The organism is Geobacillus thermodenitrificans subsp. thermodenitrificans DSM 465 (assembly GCF_000496575.1).
Lineage (GTDB): Bacteria > Bacillota > Bacilli > Bacillales > Anoxybacillaceae > Geobacillus > Geobacillus thermodenitrificans.
The window spans coordinates 276,617-300,138 of record NZ_AYKT01000001.1; the positions used below are offsets into that span (position 1 = coordinate 276,617).

Here is a 23,522-nt window from a genome sequence, read left to right on the forward strand (position 1 = left end):
TTTTGCGGCGAAACGGTGGACAACCAGGAAACGTTAGGTATAAAATGAAAGCGCTAAGACTTTTTTTAGTTTATACATAGGAGGTTGGCGCATGAACATTCATGAATACCAAGCAAAAGAAATTTTGCGAAGCTATGGCGTAAGTGTGCCGAACGGTCGTGTTGCGTTCACGGTCGATGAAGCAGTTGAAGCGGCGAAAGCACTCGGCACGTCGGTGTGCGTCGTTAAGGCTCAAATTCATGCCGGCGGACGCGGCAAAGCAGGCGGGGTGAAAGTGGCCAAAAGCTTAGAGGAAGTCCGTACATACGCCAGCGAATTGCTTGGCAAAGTGCTCGTCACCCATCAAACCGGTCCGGAAGGAAAAGAAGTCAAACGGCTTCTTATTGAAGAAGGATGCGACATCCAAAAAGAATATTACATCGGCCTTGTCGTCGACCGCGCCACCTCGCGCGTCGTCTTAATGGGCTCGGAAGAAGGCGGCACGGAAATCGAAGAAGTAGCGGCGAAGACACCGGAGAAAATTTTTAAAGAATACGTTGATCCGGCGGTCGGATTGCAAGCGTTCCAAGCACGCCGCCTGGCGTTCAACATCAACATCCCGAAAAAACTTGTCAACCAAGCCGTAAAATTTATGATGGGCTTGTATCAAGTGTTTGTCGATAAAGACTGCTCGATCGCTGAAATCAATCCGCTTGTCGTTACCGGCGACGGCAAAGTGATGGCGCTCGATGCGAAATTGAACTTCGATTCAAACGCCTTGTATCGCCATCCGGATATTATGGAATACCGTGATTTGGATGAGGAAGATCCAAAAGAAGTCGAAGCGTCGAAATATGATTTGAACTACATCGCCCTTGATGGTAACATCGGCTGCATGGTCAACGGTGCTGGCTTGGCCATGGCGACGATGGACATCATCAAATATTACGGCGGCGAGCCGGCTAACTTCCTCGATGTTGGCGGCGGCGCTAGCGAGGAAAAAGTGACGGAAGCATTCAAAATCATTTTGTCTGACCCGAATGTTAAAGGCATTTTTGTCAATATTTTCGGTGGCATTATGAAATGTGATGTCATCGCCAGCGGCATTGTCGCAGCGACGAAGCAAGTCGGCTTGACACTTCCGCTCGTCGTCCGGCTTGAAGGAACGAACGTCGAACTCGGGAAAAAGATTTTGCAAGAGTCGGGCTTGAACATTACGGCAGCTGAATCGATGGCAGATGGCGCGCAAAAAATCGTCGAGCTAGTACGTTAAGAAAGCGAGGGAGACATGTGAGCGTTTTTGTCAATAAAGACACGAAAGTGATTGTACAAGGAATTACCGGTTCGCAAGGGCTGTTCCATACAAAACAGATGATTGAATACGGAACGAACATTGTCGGTGGTGTCACGCCGGGCAAAGGTGGCACAGAAGTCGAAGGCGTGCCGGTGTTTGACACTGTTTCGGAAGCGGTGGAAAAAACAGGAGCGAATGCTTCGGTTATTTACGTTCCGCCGGCGTTCGCTGCGGATGCCATCATGGAGGCAGTCGACGCCGAACTCGATCTTGTCGTCTGCATTACTGAAGGCATTCCGGTGCTCGATATGGTAAAAGTGAAACGGTACATGGAAGGCAAAAAGACACGCCTTATCGGGCCAAACTGCCCGGGTGTCATTACGCCGGAAGAGTGCAAAATCGGCATTATGCCGGGCTATATCCATAAAAAAGGGCATGTCGGCATCGTCTCGCGCTCTGGAACGCTGACGTATGAGGCGGTTCACCAATTGACACAAGCCGGCATCGGCCAATCGACAGCGGTCGGCATCGGTGGCGACCCGGTCAACGGCACCAACTTTATCGACGTGTTGAAGGCGTTCAATGAAGACGATGAGACGTATGCGGTCATTATGATCGGTGAAATCGGCGGTACGGCTGAAGAAGAAGCGGCGGAATGGGTGAAAGCAAACATGACGAAGCCGGTCGTCGGCTTTATCGGCGGACAAACAGCTCCTCCGGGCAAACGGATGGGACATGCCGGCGCCATCATTTCCGGCGGCAAAGGTACGGCTGCGGAAAAAATTAAAAAAATGAACGAATGCGGCATCAAAGTGGCGGAAACACCGGCCGTCATTGGGGAAACGCTCATTTCCGTCCTGAAAGAGCGCGGATTGTACGAAAAATGCAAAACGCATTAATGGTTCTACCCCGCACGATCATCACGTGCGGGGTGCTGTTTATCATGTTGCGAGAAAGGAGAATACGATGTACGATACGGTCCGTGACCGGCTCATCCATCTTCACCACTGCCGCGGAGCAGGATGGAAGACGATCCACGATTTGCTTGAGGTTGACCCGACATTGTCCGCTCCATTTTCTTTACCTCCCGCTGTTCTCCGTTCGCTCGTTCCACTCTCCGACGCTCAATGGGCTGCTTTTTTTCATGATTTGCATTCTATCGACGTGAAAAATGTGGTAAAAACATATAAGGAGCGGGGCATTCGCATCATCACCATGTTCGATCTAGACTATCCCCCGCTGCTTAAGCATATATACGATCCGCCGTGGGTGCTGTATGCGAAAGGAAATATTGCCTTACTTCAAGAAACAAAGTTGATTAGCATCGTCGGCACGAGACGTCCGACAAAAGAAGGAATCGAAGCGCTCGAAAAACTTGTGCCGCCGCTTGTGGCTGCCGGTTGGACGATTGTGAGCGGGCTTGCCTTTGGTATTGACGTTTGCGCCCACCAACTCGCCGTTAGTTATGGCGGAACGACGATCGCAGTCATCGCTGGCGGACTTGACCACATTTATCCGAAAGAACACCGCTCCTTCGCCCAGCAGCTTATGAACGAGCAGCTCGTCGTCGCCGAACATCCGCCGGCAACGAAACCACAAGCGTGGCAGTTTCCGGCGCGCAACCGCATCATTAGCGGGCTGTCGCTTGGCACGCTCGTTGTGCAGGCAAAAATGAAAAGCGGTTCGCTCATTACAGCGTCGTATGCGCTTGAACAAGGACGGGAAGTGTTTGCCGTCCCTGGCTCGATCAACTTGGCGGAGGCTGCCGGACCGAATACGCTCATTCAACACGGAGCAAAACTAGTGCAGGAGGCAGCGGACATTATCGCTGAATTCCCGTACGTATAATGATCATGTTTGACAAATACGGCAATAATCATTAATAATAATGAAGATTTCAATTTACTTCCTAGGGGTGGAAGATGGATGTCAGACTACTTGGTTATCGTCGAATCGCCAACGAAAGCGAAGACGATCGAACGATACTTAGGGAAAAAATATACGGTCAAAGCTTCGATGGGCCATGTTCGCGATTTGCCAAAAAGCCAAATGGGCGTTGACATAAATGACGGCTATACGCCGAAATATATTACGATCCGCGGCAAAGGCCAAGTGATTAAAGAGTTGAAAACGGCAGCCAAAAAGGCGAAAAAAGTGTTTCTCGCTGCCGACCCGGACCGTGAAGGGGAAGCAATCGCCTGGCATTTGGCCAACATGCTCGATCTCGATATTCACTCTGATTGCCGCGTCGTCTTTCATGAGATTACAAAAGACGCCATTAAACAATCATTCCAGCAACCGCGCTCAATCAATATGAATCTCGTCGATGCCCAGCAAGCGCGGCGCGTGCTTGACCGTCTCGTCGGCTATAACATCAGCCCCCTCTTGTGGAAAAAAGTGAAAAAAGGGCTGAGTGCCGGCCGCGTCCAATCAGTCGCGCTGCGTCTCATTATCGATCGGGAAAAAGAAATCCGCCAATTTCAACCGGAAGAATATTGGACGATTCAAGCGAAATTTCAAAAAGGGAAAGAGACGTTTGCCGCCTCGTTTTACGGCGTTGACGGGGAAAAGCTGGAATTAAAAACGGAAGCGGACGTAAAAGAAGTGCTCGCCCGTTTAAACGGGCGAGCGTTTACGGTGAAAACGGTGACAAAGCGCGAGCGCCGGCGCAGCCCGGTGCCACCGTTTACAACGTCATCGCTTCAGCAGGAAGCAGCGCGCAAGTTGAATTTCCGCACAAAAAAGACGATGATGGTCGCCCAGCAGCTGTACGAAGGGATTGATCTCGGCGGAGAAGGGACAGTCGGGTTGATAACGTATATGCGTACCGACTCGACGCGCATTGCCGAAACAGCGCAACAGGAAGCAGCGGCGTATATCGAAGCGACGTTCGGCGCCCAGTACGTCCATCAAGAAAAGCGGAAGGAAAAGAAAAGCACGAACGCCCAAGATGCTCACGAAGCCATTCGCCCGACCTCGGCATTTCGCGATCCGGATAAAGTGAAGCCATATTTGACGCGCGACCAGTTCCGGTTGTATAAACTCATTTGGGAACGGTTTATCGCCAGCCAAATGGCGGCGGCTGTACTGGACACGATGAGTGTTGAACTTGAAAATAATGGGGTGCTGTTCCGCGCCAGCGGTTCGAAGGTAAAGTTCCCAGGGTTTATGAAAGTATACATCGAGGGGACGGACGACCAAACGGAAGAACAAGATCGTCTGCTTCCTGATCTTGAGGAAGGAGAGGCGGTCGAAAGTGAAATGATCGAGCCGAAGCAGCATTTCACCCAGCCGCCGCCGCGCTATACAGAAGCGCGCCTTGTTAAAACGTTAGAAGAGCTCGGCATCGGCCGTCCGTCCACCTACGCGCCGACGCTTGATACGATTCAGAAACGCAACTACGTTGTTCTTGAAAACAAGCGGTTCGTCCCGACAGAGCTTGGTGAAATCGTCGTCGAGCTTATTTTAGAATTTTTTCCAGAAATTATTGATGTCGAGTTTACGGCTAAAATGGAAAAAGAGCTTGATGAAATAGAAGAAGGAAAAGTAGAGTGGATCAAGGTTGTGGATGAATTTTACCGCGAGTTTGAGAAGCGGCTAAAAGTGGCCGAAAAAGAAATGCGCGAAGTGGAAATTAAAGATGAGCCAGCCGGCATTGACTGCGACGTGTGCGGCAGTCCGATGGTGTACAAAATGGGTCGCTTTGGTAAATTTATCGCTTGCTCGAACTTTCCGGAATGCCGCCATACGAAACCGATTGTGAAAGAAATCGGCGTCAAATGCCCGAAATGCCATGAAGGGAATATTGTCGAGCGCAACAGCAAGCGAAAACGGGTGTTTTACGGCTGCGATCGCTTCCCGGAATGCGACTTTGTTTCGTGGGATAAACCGCTTGCGCGCCCGTGTCCAAAGTGCGGAGGGCTGCTTGTCGAGAAAAAGCTGAAAAAGGGTGTGCAAGTCCAATGCACGGCGTGCGACTATGAGGAACAACCAGAAGCTTGACCACGCATCGGATACAATTCAGAATTTTATAAAAAATAGTTGCGCGATGCAGAGTCATATGGTACGATGAAGGAGCCGTTGCGAGGTGAGGCGATGAAAAATGCGAAACTTGCGTTACAATTGTTCCTGGAATATTTACAAATCGAGAAAAATTATTCACAATATACTATTGTGTGCTACCGGCGCGACATTGAGCAGTTTCTCCAGTTCATGAACGAAGAAGGGATCGATGAGCTCAATGAAGTAGCCTACAGCGACGTTCGCTTATATTTGACGAAACTATACGGACAGCAGCTGGCCAGCCGTTCGGTCGCCCGTAAAATTTCCAGTTTGCGAAGCTTTTATAAGTTTTTGCTGCGTGAAGGATGGGCGGCCGAAAATCCGTTTGCACTTGCCGCGTTGCCGAAAAAAGAGCAAAAAATTCCCAACTTTTTATATCATGAGGAATTAGAAGCGCTGTTTCGTGTCAATGATGGAAATACAGCTGTCGGCCAGCGCAACGCAGCACTTCTTGAGCTGCTGTACGCGACTGGTGCACGGGTTAGTGAATGCTGTCACATTCGGCTGTCCGATCTTGATTTCGCTGCATCTACCGTGCTCATTCATGGAAAAGGAAATAAGCAGCGTTATGTTCCGTTTGGCCGTCCGGCTAGGGAGGCGCTTGAACGGTACATCGGTGGCGGACGCCGCGAGCTCGTAGGAAAGCTGCCGGCAGACCACCGCTATTTGTTTGTCAATGCCCGTGGCAATCCGCTTACGCCTCGGGGAGTGCGCTACATTTTGGATCGCATCGTCGAAACGGCGGCGCTGACGCAAAACATCAGCCCGCATGTGCTGCGCCATACGTTTGCGACCCATTTGCTCAACGAAGGAGCCGATCTCCGCTCCGTGCAAGAGCTGCTAGGCCATGCGCACTTATCATCAACGCAAGTGTATACCCATGTGACGAAAGATCGACTGCGGCGTATTTATTTGCAGGCGCATCCGCGTGCATAGCCTGCGGGCAAGGAGGGAAGAACCATGGACGGTTTTCATGCGACGACGATTTTCGCCATCCGTCATAATGGGGCGGCAGCGATGGCAGGCGATGGCCAAGTGACGTTCGGTAACGCAGTCGTCATGAAACATACCGCGAAGAAAGTGCGACGCCTGTTTCATGGCAAAGTGCTCGCCGGTTTTGCCGGCTCGGTCGCCGATGCGTTTACGCTGTTTGAGATGTTTGAAGGCAAGCTCGAACAATTCAACGGCAATTTGCCGCGTGCGGCCGTCGAGCTAGCGAAAGAGTGGCGGAGCAACAAAGTGTTGCGCCGCCTCGAGGCGATGTTGATTGTCATGGACGGGCAGCATTTATTGCTGGTTTCCGGTACTGGTGAAGTCATTGAGCCGGATGACGGCATGCTCGCCATCGGTTCAGGCGGCCATTACGCGCTCGCCGCTGGACGCGCCTTAAAGCAGTATGCCGGCGCCTCGATGACCGCCAAAGAGATTGCGAAAGCCGCGTTGGAGATTGCCGCTGACATTTGTGTCTATACGAACGGCCATATTATTGTCGAAGAGTTGTAAAAAAGGAGGAGGCCGAAGATGGCGGAAACACTGACTCCACGGCAAATTGTCGAGAGGCTCGATCAGTTTATTATCGGGCAAAAAGAGGCGAAAAAGGCGGTGGCGATTGCGCTCCGCAACCGGTATCGCCGCAGTTTGCTCGATGAAAAATTGCGTGATGAAGTGATGCCGAAAAACATCTTAATGATTGGTCCGACCGGGGTCGGGAAGACGGAGATCGCCCGTCGGCTAGCTAAACTTGTCGGCGCGCCGTTTATCAAAGTTGAGGCGACGAAATTTACCGAAGTCGGCTACGTTGGGCGAGACGTCGAATCGATGGTGCGCGATTTAGTGGAGACATCGGTTAGGCTCGTGAAAGAACGAAAAATGAGCGAGGTGAAAGACCGGGCTGAGCAGCAAGCGAATAAGCGGCTTGTCGAATTGCTCGTTCCCGGTAAGCAAAAGCAAACGATCAAAAATCCGCTCGAGCTCCTATTTGGCGGTCAAGCTAGCCAACCGGACAACGGCCATAGCCACGACGATGAACAGGTGGAGAAAAAGCGGCGCCAAGTCGCTTGGCAGCTAGCCAATGGCCAACTCGAAGATGAGATGGTGACGATTGAAATCGAGGAGCAGCCGCCCATGCTATTTGACTTTTTGCAAGGGGCGGGCATTGAGCAGATGGGTGTCAACATGCAAGATGCGTTAGGCAGCCTCATGCCGAAACGGCGTAAAAAGCGGCGCCTGAAGGTGAGCGAAGCGCGCAAGGTGCTCATCAATGAAGAAGCGCAAAAACTGATTGATATGGATGAAGTGACGCAAGAGGCAATCCGCCTTGCTGAGCAGTCCGGCATCATTTTTATTGACGAAATTGATAAAATCGCCCGCGGCAAAGAGGTGTCCGGTTCGGCCGACGTCTCTCGCGAAGGGGTGCAGCGCGATATTTTGCCGATCGTCGAAGGTTCAACCGTCATGACGAAATACGGGCCGGTCAAAACAGACCATATTTTATTTATCGCTGCCGGCGCGTTCCATATGGCGAAGCCATCGGATTTGATCCCTGAGCTGCAAGGTCGTTTTCCGATCCGTGTCGAACTGGCGAAACTTTCGGTTGACGATTTCGTAAGTATATTAGTCGAGCCGAATAACGCGCTCATTAAACAATATCAGGCACTTTTGGCGACGGAAGGTATAAATCTCGAATTTTCTGACGATGCTATTCGTAAGATCGCTGAAGTGGCGTTTGAAGTGAACCAGACGACCGACAATATCGGCGCGCGCCGGCTCCATACGATTTTAGAGAAGCTGCTCGAAGATTTGCTGTTTGAGGCGCCGGATATCGGGCTTAACCGAGTCGTCATCACACCGCAATACGTCGAACAAAAACTCGGCAACATTGTTAAAAACAAAGATTTAAGTGAGTTCATTTTATGAGGAGGAGATGGAAAAGATGAATTTGCTAGAGAAAACGCGAAAAATTAACGCCATGCTGCAAAAAGCAGCCGGGCGGCCGGTCAATTTCAAAGAAATGGCGGAAACGCTTTGCGACGTCATCGAAGCAAATGTGTTCGTTGTTAGCCGTCGCGGCAAACTGCTCGGATTTGCCATTAAACAATCGATTGAAAACGAGCGAATGAAACGGATGCTTGAGGAGCGGCAGTTTCCGGAAGAATATACGCGAAACTTGTTCAACATTACAGAAACGTCTCCTAACATCGATATTAATAGCGAATATACGGCATTTCCAGTGGAAAATCGTGACTTATTTAAAACAGGCTTGACGACGATCGTCCCGATCAACGGTGGGGGCGAACGGCTCGGCACGCTCATTTTGTCGCGCCTTGACCGCGAGTTTGATAACGACGACCTGATTTTGGCCGAATACGGAGCGACGGTTGTCGGCATGGAGATTTTGCGTGAAAAAGCAGAGGAAATCGAAGAGGAAGCACGCAGCAAGGCGGTCGTGCAAATGGCGATCAGCTCGCTTTCCTACAGCGAACTCGAGGCGATCGAACATATTTTTGAAGAGCTTGATGGAACGGAAGGGTTGCTTGTCGCCAGCAAAATCGCTGACCGTGTTGGCATCACCCGCTCGGTGATCGTCAATGCCCTGCGCAAACTTGAAAGCGCTGGAGTCATTGAATCGCGTTCGCTTGGCATGAAAGGGACGTACATTAAAGTGTTGAACGACAAGTTTTTAACTGAACTTGAAAAACTGAAATCAAACTAATCTAATAAGCCTTTGGCGCCCGCTAGGCATCTTTGCTTAGCGGGTGTTTTCTGTTTTCTGGCGGTGTTTGCACACAACACTGATTCTATGGTCTTATCGTTGGTATAAAAATAGTACTAAGTTCCGTCTATACATTAGGTTTTTCTTCCCGTAAAATGAAATCTAGCAGAAATTGTCGAAAAATAGGATAAAAGAGGGGATTCCATTGTCGCTGTTTTCATCGACGATCCACTGGATTGAACAAGGACTCCGTTATGCGTCGCTCCGCCAGCAGGCGATTGCCGACAACATCGCCAATGTTGATACGCCGGGCTATAAGGCAAAAGACGTACGCTTTCAAGCCGAACTCGATCGGGCGCTTCAGCTTGAGGCCAAACGGACGAATCCGAACCATTTTCCATTTCGAAGCGAACAAAATGGAAAAATCATCGTGACGGCGAATGCGAGTATAAGTTACAATCATAATAGCAACAGTGTCGACATTGATCAAGAAATGTCGAAGTTAGCAGAAAACCAAATTTATTACAATGCGCTCATTGAGCAGTTAAATGGCAAATTCAATACGTTAAAAACAGTGATTAAAGGAGGAAAATAGTCCGTGTCTATGTTTCAAAGCTTAAACATCTCAGCCTCGGCCCTGACTGCTCAACGGTTGCGTATGGACGTGATTTCGTCCAACATCGCCAACGTCGATACGACGCGAGCGCGTTTGGTTAATGGGGAGTGGGAGCCGTATCGCCGCAAAGTTGTTGTTGTTGAACCGCGCGGCGAACAGTTTTCAAGTTATTTGCAGGCTGCTCTCGGCCGTACCGATGCGGTCGGCAGCGGGGTGCGGGTGCGTGAAATCGTCGACGATCCAGCACCGTTTAAGCTCGTGTACGATCCGGATCATCCGGATGCGGGGGACGATGGCTATGTTCGTTTGCCCAACGTTGATCCGCTCAAAGAAATGGTTGACTTGATCGGTGCCACGCGTTCCTATGAGGCGAACGTCACTGCGTTGAACGCCTCAAAAGGGATGTTGATGAAGGCGCTCGAAATAGGAAAATAGTACGTAAGGAGGATGCATCATGCTTGACGGAGTAAGTCGTGTTGGGCTGAAACCGGTGTCCACCGTCCCGAACCCGGTAAAGCCAGCCGAGGTGCAAAAACAGTTTGCCGCCTTTTTAAAAGAGGCGCTCAACAACGTAAACGACAAACAAATTCAAGCGGACGCGCTAACGGAAAAACTCGTCCGCGGGGAGAACGTCCAATTGCATGATGTGATGATCGCCGCGCAAAAGGCGAGCGTTGCGCTGCAGCTGACGATTGAGATCCGCAACAAGGCGATTGAGGCGTATCAAGAAATGATGCGCATGCCGTTGTAGCATTCATAAGCTGCAATACATTACATATAGAGGCTGTCGTCATTGACGGGCGATGGCAGCAAATGGTTGTATGGCTGGATGATCGGGGGAATTGTATGAACAGCAAATGGAAAGAGTGGTGGGGCCGCGCTCGTTCGTTTTGGCAAGAGCGGACGAAAAAACAGAAATGGCTCGCTATAGGCGGGATAGCGGTGGTTCTTTTTTCCATCGGCATCGGAGTGTTTTTCGCCACGAGGACGGAAATGGTGCCGCTATACAGTAATTTAACACCGCAAGAAGCTGGGCAAATTAAAGCGACGCTTGATGGACGCGGTGTTTCGGCAGAAGTGGCCGATGGCGGCACAACGATCAAAGTGCCGAAAGAGCAAGTCGATGCGCTGAAAGTGGAGCTAGCCGCCGAAGGCATTCCGAACAGCGGAGTCATCGATTATTCGTTTTTTGGCCAAAACGCGAGCTTCGGCATGACTGATAATGAGTTTAATATGGTAAAGCTGAAGGCGATGCAAACTGAACTCGCCAATTTAATGAAAACGATCGACGGCGTCGAGGATGCGAAAGTGATGATCAACCTTCCGCAGCCGAGCGTATTTGTTTCTGATGAAAAAGGGGAAGCCTCGGCTTCGATTGTGCTGAGAACGAAGCCAGGCTACCAGTTTAGCGACGAGCAAATTCGGGCGTTGTATCACCTCGTCGCCAAAAGTGTTCCCAACCTCTCTACAGATAATATCGTCATTATGAATCAGTTTTTTGAGTATTTTGACTTAAAAAATGATAGTGGAAATTCGACAGGGGCGACATTTGCTTCGCAGCAACAAATCAAAAAACAAATCGAACGCGATATCCAGCGTCAAGTGCAGCAAATGCTCGGCACGATGATGGGGCAGGACAAAGTCGTCGTTTCCGTCACGGCTGATGTCGACTTTACGCAAGAAAAACGGGAAGAAAATTTAGTCGCTCCTGTTGGTGAAGAGAACGACGAAGGAATCGCCGTCAGCGTCCAACGCATTAAAGAAACGTATGCGGGAAGCGGAGCGCCGCCGGGCGGCACTGCCGGGACAGGCACGAACGAAACGCCGGGCTACCAAGGAGCAAGCGGCGCAACGAACGGCAATTACGAGCGGACCGAAGAAACCATCAACAATGAAGTCAATAAAATAAAAAAACAAATTGTGGAAAGTCCGTATAAAATTCGTGACTTAGGCATTCAGGTGATGGTTGAGCCGCCCGACCCAGACGACCCGAACTCACTGACAACAGAGGCGGTCAATGATATTCAAAAAATATTAGGAACGATTGTCCGAACATCGATTGACAAAGGTGAAGCACAAACATTGACTGATGAAGACATTAACAGCCGCATTGTCGTCTCGGTACAAAAGTTTAACGGTAAGCCGACATTCACGGAACCGGATCCGGTTCGGCCGGCATGGTGGTGGTATGCGGCTGGCGCGGGAGCGTTATTGTTGATCGCTCTGCTGTTATTCTTCTGGCTGCGTCGCCGCGAAGACGAAGAAGAGGACGAAGAATTCGTATTCGCTCCGCCGCTTCCGGCAGAGCCGGAATTGCCAGAGCCGCCGGAGACGGAGGAGAGAATGCGCCGCCGTCAGCTTGAACGGCTGGCGAAAGAAAAGCCGGATGAGTTTGCCAAACTATTGAAAACGTGGCTATCAGAAGAGTAGGAGGAACGACGTATGGCAAAGCGCGAACGGAAAGGCGGGCTGTCGGGCAGACAAAAAGCGGCCATCCTGCTCATTTCCCTCGGCCCAGACGTGTCGGCCTCCGTCTATAAACATTTGTCGGAAGAAGAGATCGAAAAGCTGACGCTCGAAATTTCCAACGTCCGCCAAGTGACGGTCGAACAAAAAGAAGAGGTGCTCGAAGAGTTTCACCAGCTTGCTTTGGCGCAAGACTACATCGCGCAAGGAGGCATCGCCTACGCGAAAGAAGTGCTTGAAAAGGCGCTTGGTCCGGACAAAGCGATGCATATTATTAACCGACTGACATCAGCGCTCATGGTGCGGCCGTTTGATTTCGCCCGCAAGGCGGATCCGATGCAGCTGTTAAACTTTATTCAAAACGAACATCCACAAACGATCGCTCTTATTCTTTCGTATTTAGATCCGGAGCAGGCAGGACAAATTTTATCGGCCTTGCCGCAGGAGATGCAGGCGGACGTCGCTCGGCGCATTGCGCTGATGGATAGCACGTCGCCGGAAATTATTAGCGAAGTCGAGCAAATTCTTGAACGGCGGCTGTCGGCGACTGTTGTGCAAGACTACACACAAGCTGGCGGCATTGAGGCGGTCGTTGAAGTGTTAAACCAAGTTGACCGGAGCACAGAGCGGACGATATTGGACGCTTTGGAAATTCAAGACCCGGAACTGGCTGAAGAAATTAAAAAGCGGATGTTTGTCTTTGAAGATATCGTAACGCTTGATAACCGCGCCATTCAGCGGGTCATCCGCGAAGTGGACAACGACGATCTCATGCTGGCGCTGAAAGTAGCAAGCGATGAAGTGAAAGATATCGTCTTCCGCAACATGTCAACAAGAATGGCAGAGACGTTCAAAGAAGAGATGGAATATATGGGGCCGGTTCGACTGCGCGATGTTGAAGAAGCGCAGTCGCGCATCGTCGCGGTGATCCGCCGTCTCGAGGAGATAGGGGAAATCATCATCGCCCGCGGAGGAGGAGATGATATTATTGTCTAACGTCATTAAAGCACCCGCAGTGACAGCCCGTACTGGCAAAAAAACGATCGCCGTGCAGCGCTATGTTCTAGATGCTCCATCATCTGCAGCTGATCGGCAACAGGAATGGGAGGCGATCGCTGCTGCCAAAGAGGAGGTAGCTGAGCTTCGCCGTCAAGCGGAGCAATATTATGCGGCAGTGCGTGAGCAGTTGGCCCAAGAACAAGAGCAATGGCGACACGAGAAAGAGCGGCTCATGCAGGAAGCGCGCACCCAAGGATATGAAGATGGCTATGCCGCCGGGCGCGACGAGGCGCTAAGCGAGCACCGCGAGTGGATTGAACAAGCCCGCCGCGTAGCAGAACGGGCAAATGATGAGTTTTATGCTCGGCTCGAATCGGCCACTGATATGATGCTTGAGGTGGCGTTAAAAGCAGCCGAACGCATCATCGGAGTTACGCTCGAGAATGACCGAAACGCGTTTTTGCCGCTCGTGCGCCAAGTGCTGCAAGAAGTGCGCCGGCAAACGGAGGTCATCGTTTATGTGCACCCGCACTGTTATGAAGCGGTGATAGGTCAGCAGGAATTACTGAAGTCCGTTTTTCCGCATCACGTCGAATTATTTGTTTACCCCGACGATGCACTGCCGGAATACGGTTGCCTCGTCGAAACGCCGTTTGGGCGCATCGATGCCAGTGTAGATACGCAGCTTGAACAGCTGCGCGAGGCGCTCTACAGGCGGCTGAAGGAGGGAATGTCCGCTGAACTGGCAGGCGCTTCTTGATGAAATTGTCGTTGCTGATTTGTATAAACGGTTCGGCAAAGTATCGCGTGTCATCGGATTAATGACCGAATCGAAAGGACCGGAAAGCTCGATCGGCGACCTTTGCTACATTCACGAAACGAGCGGCGGTCGAAAAATCCCTGCGGAAGTCGTCGGCTTTCATGAGCAGCACGTCTTGCTTATGCCCTTTTCCTCTATGGCGCATATTGCCCCTGGTTGTCTTGTTGAAGCGACCGGCAAGCCGCTTGAAGTATACGTCGGCGATGCGCTCATCGGCACGGTTCTTGACCCGATCGGTCGACCGCTTGACGGAAGCGCGCTGCCGCTTGGGCTGAAGCCGGTATCGGTCGAACGTGATCCGCCCAACCCGCTCGCCCGGCCGCCGATTGCCGAACCGCTCGAAGTCGGTGTGCGCGTTATCGACAGCTTGCTGGCAGTCGGCAAGGGTCAGCGCGTTGGCATTTTTGCCGGCTCCGGTGTCGGCAAGAGCACGCTTATGGGAATGATCGCCCGCCGTACGTCGGCTGATGTAAACGTCATTGCCTTAATTGGCGAACGCGGCCGCGAAGTGCGTGAATTTTTGGAGCGTGATCTCGGTCCGGAAGGTTTGGCTCGTTCGGTTGTCGTCGTCGCCACTTCAGATCAGCCGGCGCTCATGCGCGTCAAAGGAGCGTACACTGCGACAGCAATTGCTGAATATTTCCGCGACCAAGGGGCGGATGTCATGTTGATGATGGACTCGGTCACCCGCGTTGCTATGGCGCAGCGGGAGATCGGCCTTGCTGTCGGCGAGCCTCCGACAACGAAAGGTTATACGCCGTCGGTATTCGCCTTGTTGCCGAAGTTGCTTGAGCGGGCGGGGACAAACGCTTCAGGCACGATCACCGCTTTTTATACGGTGCTTGTCGATGGCGATGATATGAATGAACCGATTGCCGATGCGGTACGCGGCATTTTGGACGGCCATTTTGTGCTCGAACGTCAGTTAGCCAATAAAGGGCAATACCCAGCGATTAATGTGCTCAAAAGCGTCAGCCGCGTCATGCCCCATATCATTAGTGCAGAGCACCGCGAAGCGGCAAATCGGGTCCGGCGTCTCCTTTCTACTTATATCGATTCGGAGGACTTGATTCAAATAGGGGCGTACAAACACGGATCTTCTCGAGAAATTGATGAGGCGATTCAATTTTATCCTCAAATTATGGCGTTTTGTCGTCAAGAGATTGACGAAAAAACGACGCGCGCCGAAAGCATTGATGCCCTTTTCCGCCTAGTGTCATCGCGGTTGTAGCTTTCGGGCGCTGAAAGGGTGAGCAGGCGTGACGCCAACATTTCGACTGCACAAAGTATTGACAATGAAAGAAAAAGAAAAAGAGAAGGCGCTCAGCGAGTACGAAGAGGCGGTTCGCCGGTTTGAACAAGCGGCCGAGGCGTTGTATAACTTGCTCAAGGAAAAAGAAAAATGCGAAGCGGAACGCGATGAACAGCTGCAGACAGGCTTATCGATCGGGGCGATCCGCCATATGTTGCAATATATCGGGAATTTACAGCGGGCCATCGACCATTATCAGCTCATCGTCATGCAAGCACGCGAGCAGATGCAGCGCCGGCAGCAGCGCCTGACCGAATTGAATATTGAAGTAAAAAAATATGAAAAAATGCGTGAGCGTGTGCAGCAGTGGATCGAGCAACGCGAGAAAGAGGCAGAAAGCCGCTTTCTCGACGAATTGGCTGTTCAACGCTTTGCACGGCAAGGGGAGTTATAGATGACAAGCAGCAAAGTCCAACAAGAAGAAAAGCCAAACCGATGGCAATGGGTTTTGTTCGTCATTGTCACCCCAAGTTTATTTGCCGCTTTCTTCCTCTTGTTAATCGTAAAGGTGGCTGGCATCGATGTGGCGCCAGAAACAAAACAATGGACGGCGAACGTGCCCTTGATCTCTGAATGGATTGACTGGAAGAAGAAGGAGAGAGCACTAGAGAAAACGATCGCGACACAGCAACAGACGATTGAACAGCAACAAGAGACGATTGCTAGGCAGAAAAAACAAATTAGACAGCTACAAAACGAGCTGACTGTCAAAGAGCATGAAATCGCCCGGCTATCGGCGCCAGATGAGGAGCCAAACGAACAAGCCAATCACGCTGCCAAGCCAACTGTGACGGCGGACGATATTGCGGCTATGTATGGAGCGATGTCGGAGAAGCAGGCGGCCGCCATTTTAGCCGAGCTGCCGAACCGTGAAGCGCTCGATGTGCTAAGTCGGCTTGACGGCGACAAAGCAGCCGCCATTTTGGAGCAAATGCCGATTGAACAGGCGGCGAACTTGCTTTCGTCGTTGAGTAAATGGGAAACGGGAGAGGAGGCGGTCGAATGAAGACGGTGATCGCAGCAAGCTTGTCGCGATCTATGAGCATTGAAGTGACGCCGCCGACGACAAAAAAGGAAACGGGAATGGCTGACGCATTCGCGGCGCTGCTCGCGAGCAAGCAGGCTGAAGCACAACCGGTTGAAACAGAGGAGGATCGACTGCCCTCTTTGTCGGAAAACAAAACGGGAAGGATAGATGAGCAGGACGAATCAGCTGAGTTGCCCGTTTTGTCCATGCAAGTGGGGGGAACTTTTTCTGATCAAAGTGTTGCACAAGGAAGCGATGATCGTTTGTTGGCGGGGATGAGTGAAAAAGGCCGAGGCATGCAAGGTGACGGCATGTTCGAAGAGTACGGCAAAGGAAAGCAGAGCGGCGGGGAGAGGGCAATGAACGCCGATTCCCAACAGGCAGTCTGGTTCGCTCTGCAAGAGGAAGGGACATCTCCTGCCCAAAGCATTGCACAAGGAAGCGACGGTCGTTTACTGACAGCGGTCAAGGGGGAAAAGGGACATAATGACTCTTTCATCGTTGCGGAAGTAAAGGGCAGGGACATAAGAAACATGATGTTGCTGCTTGATCATGGAGAAACCCGACCGACCGCCGAGAGAATTGAAAACATACAATCTTCTGCGATCCAACGTTTGTTCCAAGCGGTTGATGATAGCAACGCACTGGACAGTGTGGGGCGACGAAACGGGTGGGCATATAGGAATCTCGGCGAAGAGGCTATAAGGCTAAACGGCGCAAACACATCAATCGAACCTTTCTTTCCACCGGTAGCTCAGAAAGCGGAGTACGAAGCAGCTCGTCTTGCGCCGCTCTCCGTTTCGTTTGCTCGTGAACAACGATTTGGACCGCATAGAGAGAATCATTTTGTGCCGGACGGTCATATGACTTTTTCAGCAAACATGGCCTCACTGTTGTCTGTTGACGCTAGTTCGGACAGTCAGGCAAGCAGAACAGAAGCTGGTAACGGCAGCTCTCTGATTGATCAAGTCGCCCGTACCTTGCGGTTGGGGCGATGGATGAAGTTGCCAAACGGTGCAACGCAGCTCGTTATTCGCCTCCATCCGGAACATCTCGGGACGGTTACAGTGAAAATGGTGCACGAAGGCGGCAAGCTCGCTACCAAACTGCTTGTGGCGAACGACGCGGTGAAAGAGCTGCTTCAAGCTCATCTGCCGCAGCTCGCCCAGCTGCTTGATGCGAGCCACATCACCGTCGAAAAATGGACGGTTTGGACCGATTTTGAAGGTTCTGCGATGCCGCCGTATTCCGAGAAGCGCCAAGGCGGCCGTCAACATGGCGAATCACGGCAAGAACAAAAGCGGGAGCCATCGCCTTCTTCTCCGTTTGCATTAGACGGGATCGAGGCGGATGTATAGGAGGGGTGGAAATGGCAACGAACGCAATTGACTCAAATTTATGGTTGGCCAACGCTGTTCAGCCGGAACGAAAAACGGGAGAGCAAATTTTAGGGAAAGACGATTTTTTAAAAATTTTGCTCGCCCAGTTGCAAAATCAAGACCCGCTCAACCCGATGGAAGATAGAGAGTTTATTGCGCAAATGGCGAGTTTTTCGTCGCTCGAGCAAATGATGAATATCGCCAATCTCATGCAGCAATGGATGCAAGCAAGTGGGCGTGACGCACTTTTGCGCTACAGCGAGTGGATCGGGAAAACGGTGCATTGGCAAGAGGATGATTCAACAATGAGCGCGGTCGTTCAATCGGTCATGCAAAAAGACGGAAAAATTGTCCTTGAGCTGAATAACGGAACGACGATTGCCGCTGATGTGGTGACAAAAGTCGAACAAAAAGGATAAAGGGGAGAGAAAATCGATGCTTCGTTCCATGTATTCCGGTATTGGTGCTATGCGCAATTTCCAAACGAAGTTGGATGTGATTGGCAACAATATTGCCAATGTCAATACATATGGATTTAAGAAAGGAAGAACGATTTTTCAAGATTTAATGAGTCAAACGATCTCTGGTGCGAGTGGGCCGAGCGCTGCGAGTGGTGGAACCAACCCGCGCCAAGTTGGTCTTGGCTCACAGCTTGCTGCTATTGATACGATTCATACGCAAGGCAGCTTGCAGACGACAGGGCGTGTTCTTGATTTGGCGATTTCCGGGGATGGGTTTTTCATTGTTGGTGATGCTAACGGCAACAATCAAATGTATACGCGAGCTGGAAACTTTTATCTTGATTCGGAAGGTTATATTGTGAATGCCAATGGTCTATATTTGCTTGGTGATGGAGGGCCACTGAAAATTGATTCCAATGCGAAAAGTTTGAGCATAGGGGCTGATGGCAATGTTACCATTGTGGATGATACAGGCAATTTACAACTTGTAGGGACAATTCAATTGGCGAAGTTCGCCAATCCGGATGGCTTGGAAAAGGAAGGGAATAACTTATTCCGTGAGACAGTGAACTCCGGCGATCCGCAGATAGGAGTGCCGGGAGCCAACGGAACCGGAAAACTCGTCTCCGGTGCTCTTGAAATGTCCAACGTCGACCTTGCTGAAGAATTTACTGAAATGATTGTTGCCCAACGCGGTTTCCAAGCGAATACGCGCATCATTACGACGTCGGATGAAATTTTGCAAGAGTTGGTCAACTTGAAAAAATAGAATAGGAGGGAGGGCGTTAGCGGTCTCCTAACGCCCGCTCACCGATGATTTCGTTAACGAAGCTCAACGGTAAACGGTTTATGATCAACGCGCTTTACATCGAGCAAATCGAAGCGTTTCCCGACACGACCGTGACGCTGACGAATGGGAAAAAGTTCGTCGTTCGCGAAACGGTTGAGCAAGTGGCGGCACTCGCAAGCGAATTTTACCGGCAGATCGGCGTGTTTCGCTTACCAGAAGCAGGAGGATTGGACAGTGAAAGGGAATAAAGTAATCCAAACGATGGTCATTATGCTGGCGATCATCGCTTTAGCTGGCACCGTGGCGCTTGTGATGGTCATGAAAATGGCGGGTGGTGAAAAACAAGGGGAGCCAAGCGCTGATGAGCTCGCTGAAAGCTCCATCGACATCCCAGAAATGACGACGAATTTGGCTGATGGGCGTTATATTAAAATATCATTTAAAATCCAGACTGACAGCGACAAAGGAAAAGAAGAGGCGGAGAAACGCGATTTTCAAATTAAAGATGTGATCATTGAGCGGCTTTCGGAAATGAAGGCAGCCGACTTTAAAGGCAAGGAAGGAATGGCGGCACTGAAAGAGCGGCTCAAGCAAGACATTAACGCATTGATGCAGGAAGGGAAAGTGGAGAACGTCTACATTACCTCCTTTATCCTCCAGTAGCCTGCCATCTAGAGAGGGGAAGGTGACATGACAGCCGGGGAAGTATTGTCGCAAAGTGAAATTGACGCACTGCTTGCCGCGCTTTCTGCTGGGGAAATGAGTGCGGAAGAACTAAAAAAGGAAGAGGAAGGGCGGCGCGTCAAAACATATGATTTCCGGCGGGCGCTTCGATTTTCCAAAGACCAAATTCGCAGCTTGACGCGCATTCACGAAAACTTTGCCCGTCTGTTGACAACATTTTTTTCCGCCCAGCTGCGTACATATGTGCAAATCTCGGTCGCGTCGGCTGATCAAATTCCTTACGAAGAGTTCGTCCGTTCCATTCCAAAGATGACGATCATTAACGTTTTTGAAGTGCCGCCGCTAGACGGGCATGTGCTGCTTGAGGTGAACCCGAACATCGCGTACGCCATGCTCGATCGGGTGATGGGCGGACGCGGTGCAAGCATGGACAAAGTGGAGCATCTAACCGAAATTGAAACGCGTATCATGTCGAGCCTGTTTGACAAAGCGTTTGCCCATTGGCGCGATGCATGGGAGTCGGTAGCCGAGGTCGATCCGCTGTTCGTTGATTTTGAAGTCAATCCGCAATTTTTGCGCATGATCGCGCCGAACGATACGGTCGTCGTCATTTCACTCAACACGCAAATTGGCGAAGCGCGCGGCATGATGAACGTTTGTATTCCACACGTCGTTTTAGAGCCGATTATGCCGCGGCTATCGGTGCACTACTGGATGCAGGCGCAAAAAAAGGAACGTTCCCCTGAGGAAGCGGGACGAATTGAACGTCGCATCCGCGCAGCCCAATTGCCGATTGTCGCTGAGCTTGGCACAGCGGTCGTCACCGTCGGCGAATTTCTTCAGCTCGAGGTGGGAGACGTTATTCAGCTCAAGCAGTCGATTCATGAACCGCTTGTTGTCAAAATCGGCCATATCCCGAAATTTATCGGCCAGCCGGGGAAGCGGAACAAGAAGCTGGCGGTGCAAATTTTAGCGATGATCGAGGGGGGCGAAGAAAGTTATGATGAATGATGGAATGTTGTCGCAAGATGAAATCGATGCCTTATTGCGCGGAATGGACGATAGCGATCATGTTCCGGCGCTCCATGATATTTTCACCCCGCTCGAGCAGGATGCTATTGGGGAAATCGGCAATATTTCCTTCGGTAGTTCGGCGACGGCGCTGTCAACGTTATTGAACCAAAAAGTGGAAATTACGACACCGAGCGTGTCTGTCGTTGAGCGGAAACGGGTTGCTGACGAGTTTCCACGGCCGTATGTCGCCATCCAAGTCAACTATACCGAAGGGTTTCTCGGGACGAATTTGCTTGTCATAGAGCAACAAGATGCGGCCGTTATTGCTGATTTAATGCTTGGCGGTGACGGAACGACAGCTGACAGTTCGCTCGGCGAGATTCAGCTAAGCGCGGTTCAAGAGGCCATGAATCAAATGATGGGCTCAGCAGCAACATCGATGTCAACCATTTTTAACAAACGAGTTGATATTTCTCCGCCAACGCTCCATCTTCTTGATTTGACCGAAGGAAAAGGATTGGAATATTTGCCGGATGAGGATTTTTTCATTAAAGTGTCGTTCCGGCTGAAAATCGGGGCTTTAGTTGACTCGAACATTATGCAGCTGTTGCCCATCGATTTTGCCAAAGAGCTCGTCACCCATCTGCTCGGTTCGTCGGCGGAGGCGGCCGGAACATTAGAAAAAGAGGAAAACATTGACCCATCGTCCGCGGGCGCGGTGCCACGTGAAGAGCCACAACCGGCGCCTGCTTATGCCCATGCGAGCGATGGCGAGTTCTCCTCGGCTGCGAGCCGCTTCACAAATGAGCCGGTCGGGGGGCGTTCTAAGGAAGAAGAAAGCGTGGCTGAGCGACATATTCAAGCGGCTGATTTTGCCGAGTTTGACGATCCACCGCTTGCTGCAACGGAGGCGCGCAATTTAGAGCTGTTGTTTGATGTGCCTTTGCAAGTGACGGTCGAACTTGGGCGAACGAAGCGTTCAGTGCAAGAAATTTTGCAGCTGTCGGCCGGATCGATCATTGAACTCGATAAGCTGGCCGGCGAGCCGGTTGATATTTTTGTCAACAACAAGTTGATCGCCAAAGGCGAGGTTGTCGTGATCGACGAAAACTTCGGTGTGCGCATCACTGATATTGTCAGTCAAAACGATCGGTTAAAACGGCTAAAATAATAGTCATTATAGGAGGTAGGCGGACATGGCACGAATACTTGTCGTTGATGATGCTGCGTTTATGCGGATGATGATTAAAGACATTTTGACCAAAAACGGGCATGAGGTCGTTGCCGAAGCGGCTGACGGGCGGCAGGCGATTGAGAAATATAAAGAGACGCGCCCCGACATTGTGACGATGGACATTACGATGCCGGAGATGGATGGGATTACGGCGCTGAAAGAAATCAAAAAAATCGACAGCAACGCCAAAGTCATTATGTGCTCAGCGATGGGGCAACAGGCGATGGTGATTGACGCCATCCAAGCGGGGGCGAAAGATTTCGTTGTCAAGCCATTTCAGGCAGATCGCGTCATTGAAGCGATTAACAAAACGCTCGGATAAGCGATAAGAGGTGGATGGTATTGATGGCAATATGGCGATGGGCGGCAGCTTTGTTTATGACAGCTATTGTGTTGAGTGCATCGCCGGCATCGGCCGCCCAAAGCCCGACGGTTGCCGACTGCTTGCAGCAACCGGATGCGTGCGGGCCGTCAACGCCGGCCGGGCAACAGACACAATCGGCCAGTAAAACAGCTGATGCCGTTTCTGCTTCCGATGTGCTCCGGCTCATTGGAGCGACCGCCTTTGTTCTCATTCTTCTTTATGTGCTTCTGAAATGGCTTTCCCGCCGCCAGCCATTCGTTTCTGGTCAAAAAGGTGTCATCGAGCACCTTGGCGGGACGAGTGTTGGAACGAACCGTTCCGTCCAGCTCATTAAAGTCGGCAACCGGCTGCTTGTCATCGGCGTCGGCGATTCGATTCAACTATTGCGAGAAATTAGCGATGAAAACGAGATTAATGAGCTGCTGGCGCAACATAACGAACGGCTTGAACGGATGGCTGATTTCAGCCGCTTCCGCTTCCGGCTTCGTGAGTATTGGGCGGCAAAATCAAAATCGGAAGGGAGCACGACTCCCTCGTTTTCGGCGCTGCTTGCCGAGGAAATGAAACAAATGGCCGAAAAGCGCAATGAGTGGCTAAAGCGGCTGAAAGAGGAAGGTACAGCGGGCGATGAATGAATTTGTCCATATGTTTAATTCAATGGCTCCCGAGCATGTGTCGACATCGGTGAAATTGCTGCTGTTGCTCACCGTCTTGTCGATTGCTCCTGGCATTTTAATTATGATGACGTGTTTTACACGCATTGTCATCGTTCTGTCGTTCGTGCGTACGTCGCTCGGCACGCAGCAAATGCCGCCGAACCAAGTGTTGATTGGGTTGGCGTTGTTTTTGACATTTTTCATTATGGCGCCGACATGGAAAGACATCAATGATCAGGCGTTGCAGCCGTTATTTGCCGAAAAAATTGATTTGGATGAGGCGTACGAACGTGCTGCCATTCCGCTTAAGCAGTTTATGAGCAAGCACACACGGCAGCAAGATTTGGCGCTGTTTTTATCATACAGCGGCGCTGAACAGCCGAAAACGGTCAACGACATCCCGTTGACTGCGCTCGTGCCAGCGTTTGCGATTAGCGAGCTGAAGACGGCGTTTCAAATGGGCTTTATGATTTTTATTCCGTTTTTAGTCATCGACATGATTGTCGCCAGCGTCTTAATGTCAATGGGGATGATGATGCTACCGCCGGTGATGATTTCGCTGCCGTTTAAAATTTTGTTGTTTGTTCTTGTTGACGGCTGGTACTTAGTCGTCAAATCATTGTTGCAAAGTTTTCAATAAAGATAGGTGGCGT

27 protein-coding genes are annotated in these 23,522 nt (G+C 51.0%); all 27 read left to right on the forward strand.

What is annotated here, in order from left to right; genetic code table 11:
- The first annotated feature begins 91 nt into the window (after window positions 1-91).
- The 27 genes from sucC to fliP all read left to right on the forward strand — a co-directional run bounded on the left by sucC (window position 92) and on the right by fliP (window position 23,509).
- Entirely contained in the window at window positions 92-1,252 is a 1,161-nt protein-coding gene (gene sucC, locus DSM465_RS0101470; protein WP_008878603.1) for an ADP-forming succinate--CoA ligase subunit beta, read from the forward strand.
- A gap of 17 nt (window positions 1,253-1,269) precedes the next feature.
- The gene (sucD, locus tag DSM465_RS0101475; protein WP_008878602.1) at window positions 1,270-2,172 is read left to right on the forward strand and encodes a succinate--CoA ligase subunit alpha; all 903 of its coding nucleotides are present in this window, start codon (window positions 1,270-1,272) and stop codon (window positions 2,170-2,172) included.
- A gap of 67 nt (window positions 2,173-2,239) precedes the next feature.
- The gene (gene dprA, locus DSM465_RS0101480) at window positions 2,240-3,121 is read left to right on the forward strand and encodes a DNA-processing protein DprA (protein WP_029760460.1); all 882 of its coding nucleotides are present in this window, start codon (window positions 2,240-2,242) and stop codon (window positions 3,119-3,121) included.
- Window positions 3,122-3,199: 78 nt separating this feature from the next.
- Entirely contained in the window at window positions 3,200-5,275 is a 2,076-nt protein-coding gene (gene topA / locus DSM465_RS0101485) for a type I DNA topoisomerase (protein WP_029760461.1), read from the forward strand.
- Window positions 5,276-5,368: 93 nt separating this feature from the next.
- Complete coding sequence (gene xerC, locus DSM465_RS0101490) at window positions 5,369-6,271, forward strand: tyrosine recombinase XerC (protein WP_029760462.1); 903 nt, start codon at window positions 5,369-5,371, stop codon at window positions 6,269-6,271.
- Window positions 6,272-6,295: 24 nt separating this feature from the next.
- The gene (hslV, locus tag DSM465_RS0101495; protein ID WP_008878596.1) at window positions 6,296-6,838 is read left to right on the forward strand and encodes an ATP-dependent protease subunit HslV; all 543 of its coding nucleotides are present in this window, start codon (window positions 6,296-6,298) and stop codon (window positions 6,836-6,838) included.
- A gap of 18 nt (window positions 6,839-6,856) precedes the next feature.
- Window positions 6,857-8,251: an HslU--HslV peptidase ATPase subunit gene (hslU, locus tag DSM465_RS0101500; RefSeq protein ID WP_011887132.1), complete on the forward strand. Its 1,395-nt coding sequence runs from the start codon at window positions 6,857-6,859 to the stop codon at window positions 8,249-8,251.
- A 16-nt stretch (window positions 8,252-8,267) separates the two neighbouring features.
- Complete coding sequence (gene codY, locus DSM465_RS0101505; RefSeq protein ID WP_008878594.1) at window positions 8,268-9,047, forward strand: GTP-sensing pleiotropic transcriptional regulator CodY; 780 nt, start codon at window positions 8,268-8,270, stop codon at window positions 9,045-9,047.
- A 205-nt stretch (window positions 9,048-9,252) separates the two neighbouring features.
- Window positions 9,253-9,642, forward strand: coding sequence for a flagellar basal body rod protein FlgB (gene flgB, locus DSM465_RS0101510; RefSeq protein WP_029760463.1), 390 nt, complete (start codon window positions 9,253-9,255; stop codon window positions 9,640-9,642).
- A 3-nt stretch (window positions 9,643-9,645) separates the two neighbouring features.
- Entirely contained in the window at window positions 9,646-10,098 is a 453-nt protein-coding gene (gene flgC, locus DSM465_RS0101515) for a flagellar basal body rod protein FlgC (protein WP_029760464.1), read from the forward strand.
- Window positions 10,099-10,117: 19 nt separating this feature from the next.
- Window positions 10,118-10,414, forward strand: a complete 297-nt coding sequence (gene fliE, locus DSM465_RS0101520; RefSeq protein ID WP_029760465.1) for a flagellar hook-basal body complex protein FliE — start codon at window positions 10,118-10,120, stop codon at window positions 10,412-10,414.
- A gap of 95 nt (window positions 10,415-10,509) precedes the next feature.
- The gene (gene fliF, locus DSM465_RS0101525; RefSeq protein ID WP_029760466.1) at window positions 10,510-12,093 is read left to right on the forward strand and encodes a flagellar basal-body MS-ring/collar protein FliF; all 1,584 of its coding nucleotides are present in this window, start codon (window positions 10,510-10,512) and stop codon (window positions 12,091-12,093) included.
- A gap of 12 nt (window positions 12,094-12,105) precedes the next feature.
- On the forward strand, window positions 12,106-13,125 hold the full coding sequence (gene fliG / locus DSM465_RS0101530) for a flagellar motor switch protein FliG (protein ID WP_008878589.1): 1,020 nt from the start codon (window positions 12,106-12,108) through the stop codon (window positions 13,123-13,125).
- Complete coding sequence (gene fliH, locus DSM465_RS0101535) at window positions 13,109-13,888, forward strand: flagellar assembly protein FliH (RefSeq protein WP_008878588.1); 780 nt, start codon at window positions 13,109-13,111, stop codon at window positions 13,886-13,888. Before fliG ends, fliH begins: the two co-directional genes overlap by 17 nt.
- Window positions 13,889-13,907: 19 nt before the next feature.
- Window positions 13,908-15,179: a flagellar protein export ATPase FliI gene (gene fliI, locus DSM465_RS0101540; RefSeq protein ID WP_008878587.1), complete on the forward strand. Its 1,272-nt coding sequence runs from the start codon at window positions 13,908-13,910 to the stop codon at window positions 15,177-15,179.
- 28 nt (window positions 15,180-15,207) lie between these two features.
- On the forward strand, window positions 15,208-15,654 hold the full coding sequence (fliJ, locus tag DSM465_RS0101545; protein WP_011887136.1) for a flagellar export protein FliJ: 447 nt from the start codon (window positions 15,208-15,210) through the stop codon (window positions 15,652-15,654).
- A complete protein-coding gene (locus DSM465_RS0101550; protein WP_008878585.1) occupies window positions 15,655-16,266 on the forward strand; it encodes a MotE family protein in 612 nt (203 codons plus the stop codon).
- On the forward strand, window positions 16,263-17,645 hold the full coding sequence (locus tag DSM465_RS0101555; RefSeq protein ID WP_029760467.1) for a flagellar hook-length control protein FliK: 1,383 nt from the start codon (window positions 16,263-16,265) through the stop codon (window positions 17,643-17,645). Before DSM465_RS0101550 ends, DSM465_RS0101555 begins: the two co-directional genes overlap by 4 nt.
- A gap of 11 nt (window positions 17,646-17,656) precedes the next feature.
- Window positions 17,657-18,085 (forward strand): flagellar hook assembly protein FlgD, encoded by a 429-nt coding sequence (flgD, locus tag DSM465_RS0101560; RefSeq protein ID WP_029760468.1) that lies wholly within the window; start codon window positions 17,657-17,659, stop codon window positions 18,083-18,085.
- A gap of 16 nt (window positions 18,086-18,101) precedes the next feature.
- Entirely contained in the window at window positions 18,102-18,896 is a 795-nt protein-coding gene (flgG, locus tag DSM465_RS0101565; protein WP_008878581.1) for a flagellar basal body rod protein FlgG, read from the forward strand.
- Window positions 18,897-18,940: 44 nt separating this feature from the next.
- Window positions 18,941-19,165: a flagellar FlbD family protein gene (locus tag DSM465_RS0101570; protein WP_008878580.1), complete on the forward strand. Its 225-nt coding sequence runs from the start codon at window positions 18,941-18,943 to the stop codon at window positions 19,163-19,165.
- Window positions 19,152-19,580 carry a flagellar basal body-associated protein FliL gene (gene fliL, locus DSM465_RS0101575; protein WP_029760469.1) on the forward strand — a complete coding sequence of 143 codons (429 nt, stop codon included), beginning with the start codon at window positions 19,152-19,154 and terminating at the stop codon, window positions 19,578-19,580. The genes DSM465_RS0101570 and fliL overlap by 14 nt, the downstream gene beginning before the upstream one ends.
- A gap of 27 nt (window positions 19,581-19,607) precedes the next feature.
- On the forward strand, window positions 19,608-20,612 hold the full coding sequence (gene fliM, locus DSM465_RS0101580; RefSeq protein WP_008878578.1) for a flagellar motor switch protein FliM: 1,005 nt from the start codon (window positions 19,608-19,610) through the stop codon (window positions 20,610-20,612).
- Window positions 20,602-21,786: a flagellar motor switch phosphatase FliY gene (gene fliY / locus DSM465_RS0101585; protein WP_029760470.1), complete on the forward strand. Its 1,185-nt coding sequence runs from the start codon at window positions 20,602-20,604 to the stop codon at window positions 21,784-21,786. The genes fliM and fliY overlap by 11 nt, the downstream gene beginning before the upstream one ends.
- Window positions 21,787-21,811: 25 nt before the next feature.
- Window positions 21,812-22,171, forward strand: coding sequence for a response regulator (locus DSM465_RS0101590; protein ID WP_008878576.1), 360 nt, complete (start codon window positions 21,812-21,814; stop codon window positions 22,169-22,171).
- A gap of 23 nt (window positions 22,172-22,194) precedes the next feature.
- Window positions 22,195-22,848 carry a flagella biosynthesis regulatory protein FliZ gene (gene fliZ, locus DSM465_RS0101595; RefSeq protein ID WP_008878575.1) on the forward strand — a complete coding sequence of 218 codons (654 nt, stop codon included), beginning with the start codon at window positions 22,195-22,197 and terminating at the stop codon, window positions 22,846-22,848.
- Window positions 22,841-23,509, forward strand: coding sequence for a flagellar type III secretion system pore protein FliP (gene fliP, locus DSM465_RS0101600; protein WP_008878574.1), 669 nt, complete (start codon window positions 22,841-22,843; stop codon window positions 23,507-23,509). The genes fliZ and fliP overlap by 8 nt, the downstream gene beginning before the upstream one ends.
- Window positions 23,510-23,522 lie beyond the last annotated feature (13 nt).

Excerpts from the sequence above, each read along its gene's own strand:
- sucC (WP_008878603.1), top strand. The coding sequence starts at position 92 with ATGAACATTCATGAATACCAAGCAAAAGAAATTTTGCGAAGCTATGGC.
- dprA (WP_029760460.1), top strand. The coding sequence starts at position 2,240 with ATGTACGATACGGTCCGTGACCGGCTCATCCATCTTCACCACTGCCGC.
- topA (WP_029760461.1), top strand. The coding sequence starts at position 3,200 with ATGTCAGACTACTTGGTTATCGTCGAATCGCCAACGAAAGCGAAGACG.
- xerC (WP_029760462.1), top strand. The coding sequence starts at position 5,369 with ATGAAAAATGCGAAACTTGCGTTACAATTGTTCCTGGAATATTTACAA.
- hslV (WP_008878596.1), top strand. The coding sequence starts at position 6,296 with ATGGACGGTTTTCATGCGACGACGATTTTCGCCATCCGTCATAATGGG.
- hslU (WP_011887132.1), top strand. The coding sequence starts at position 6,857 with ATGGCGGAAACACTGACTCCACGGCAAATTGTCGAGAGGCTCGATCAG.
- codY (WP_008878594.1), top strand. The coding sequence starts at position 8,268 with ATGAATTTGCTAGAGAAAACGCGAAAAATTAACGCCATGCTGCAAAAA.
- fliE (WP_029760465.1), top strand. The coding sequence starts at position 10,118 with ATGCTTGACGGAGTAAGTCGTGTTGGGCTGAAACCGGTGTCCACCGTC.
- fliF (WP_029760466.1), top strand. The coding sequence starts at position 10,510 with ATGAACAGCAAATGGAAAGAGTGGTGGGGCCGCGCTCGTTCGTTTTGG.
- fliG (WP_008878589.1), top strand. The coding sequence starts at position 12,106 with ATGGCAAAGCGCGAACGGAAAGGCGGGCTGTCGGGCAGACAAAAAGCG.
- fliH (WP_008878588.1), top strand. The coding sequence starts at position 13,109 with ATGATATTATTGTCTAACGTCATTAAAGCACCCGCAGTGACAGCCCGT.
- DSM465_RS0101550 (WP_008878585.1), top strand. The coding sequence starts at position 15,655 with ATGACAAGCAGCAAAGTCCAACAAGAAGAAAAGCCAAACCGATGGCAA.
- DSM465_RS0101555 (WP_029760467.1), top strand. The coding sequence starts at position 16,263 with ATGAAGACGGTGATCGCAGCAAGCTTGTCGCGATCTATGAGCATTGAA.
- flgD (WP_029760468.1), top strand. The coding sequence starts at position 17,657 with ATGGCAACGAACGCAATTGACTCAAATTTATGGTTGGCCAACGCTGTT.
- flgG (WP_008878581.1), top strand. The coding sequence starts at position 18,102 with ATGCTTCGTTCCATGTATTCCGGTATTGGTGCTATGCGCAATTTCCAA.
- DSM465_RS0101570 (WP_008878580.1), top strand. The coding sequence starts at position 18,941 with ATGATTTCGTTAACGAAGCTCAACGGTAAACGGTTTATGATCAACGCG.
- fliM (WP_008878578.1), top strand. The coding sequence starts at position 19,608 with ATGACAGCCGGGGAAGTATTGTCGCAAAGTGAAATTGACGCACTGCTT.
- fliY (WP_029760470.1), top strand. The coding sequence starts at position 20,602 with ATGATGAATGATGGAATGTTGTCGCAAGATGAAATCGATGCCTTATTG.
- DSM465_RS0101590 (WP_008878576.1), top strand. The coding sequence starts at position 21,812 with ATGGCACGAATACTTGTCGTTGATGATGCTGCGTTTATGCGGATGATG.
- fliZ (WP_008878575.1), top strand. The coding sequence starts at position 22,195 with ATGGCAATATGGCGATGGGCGGCAGCTTTGTTTATGACAGCTATTGTG.
- fliP (WP_008878574.1), top strand. The coding sequence starts at position 22,841 with ATGAATGAATTTGTCCATATGTTTAATTCAATGGCTCCCGAGCATGTG.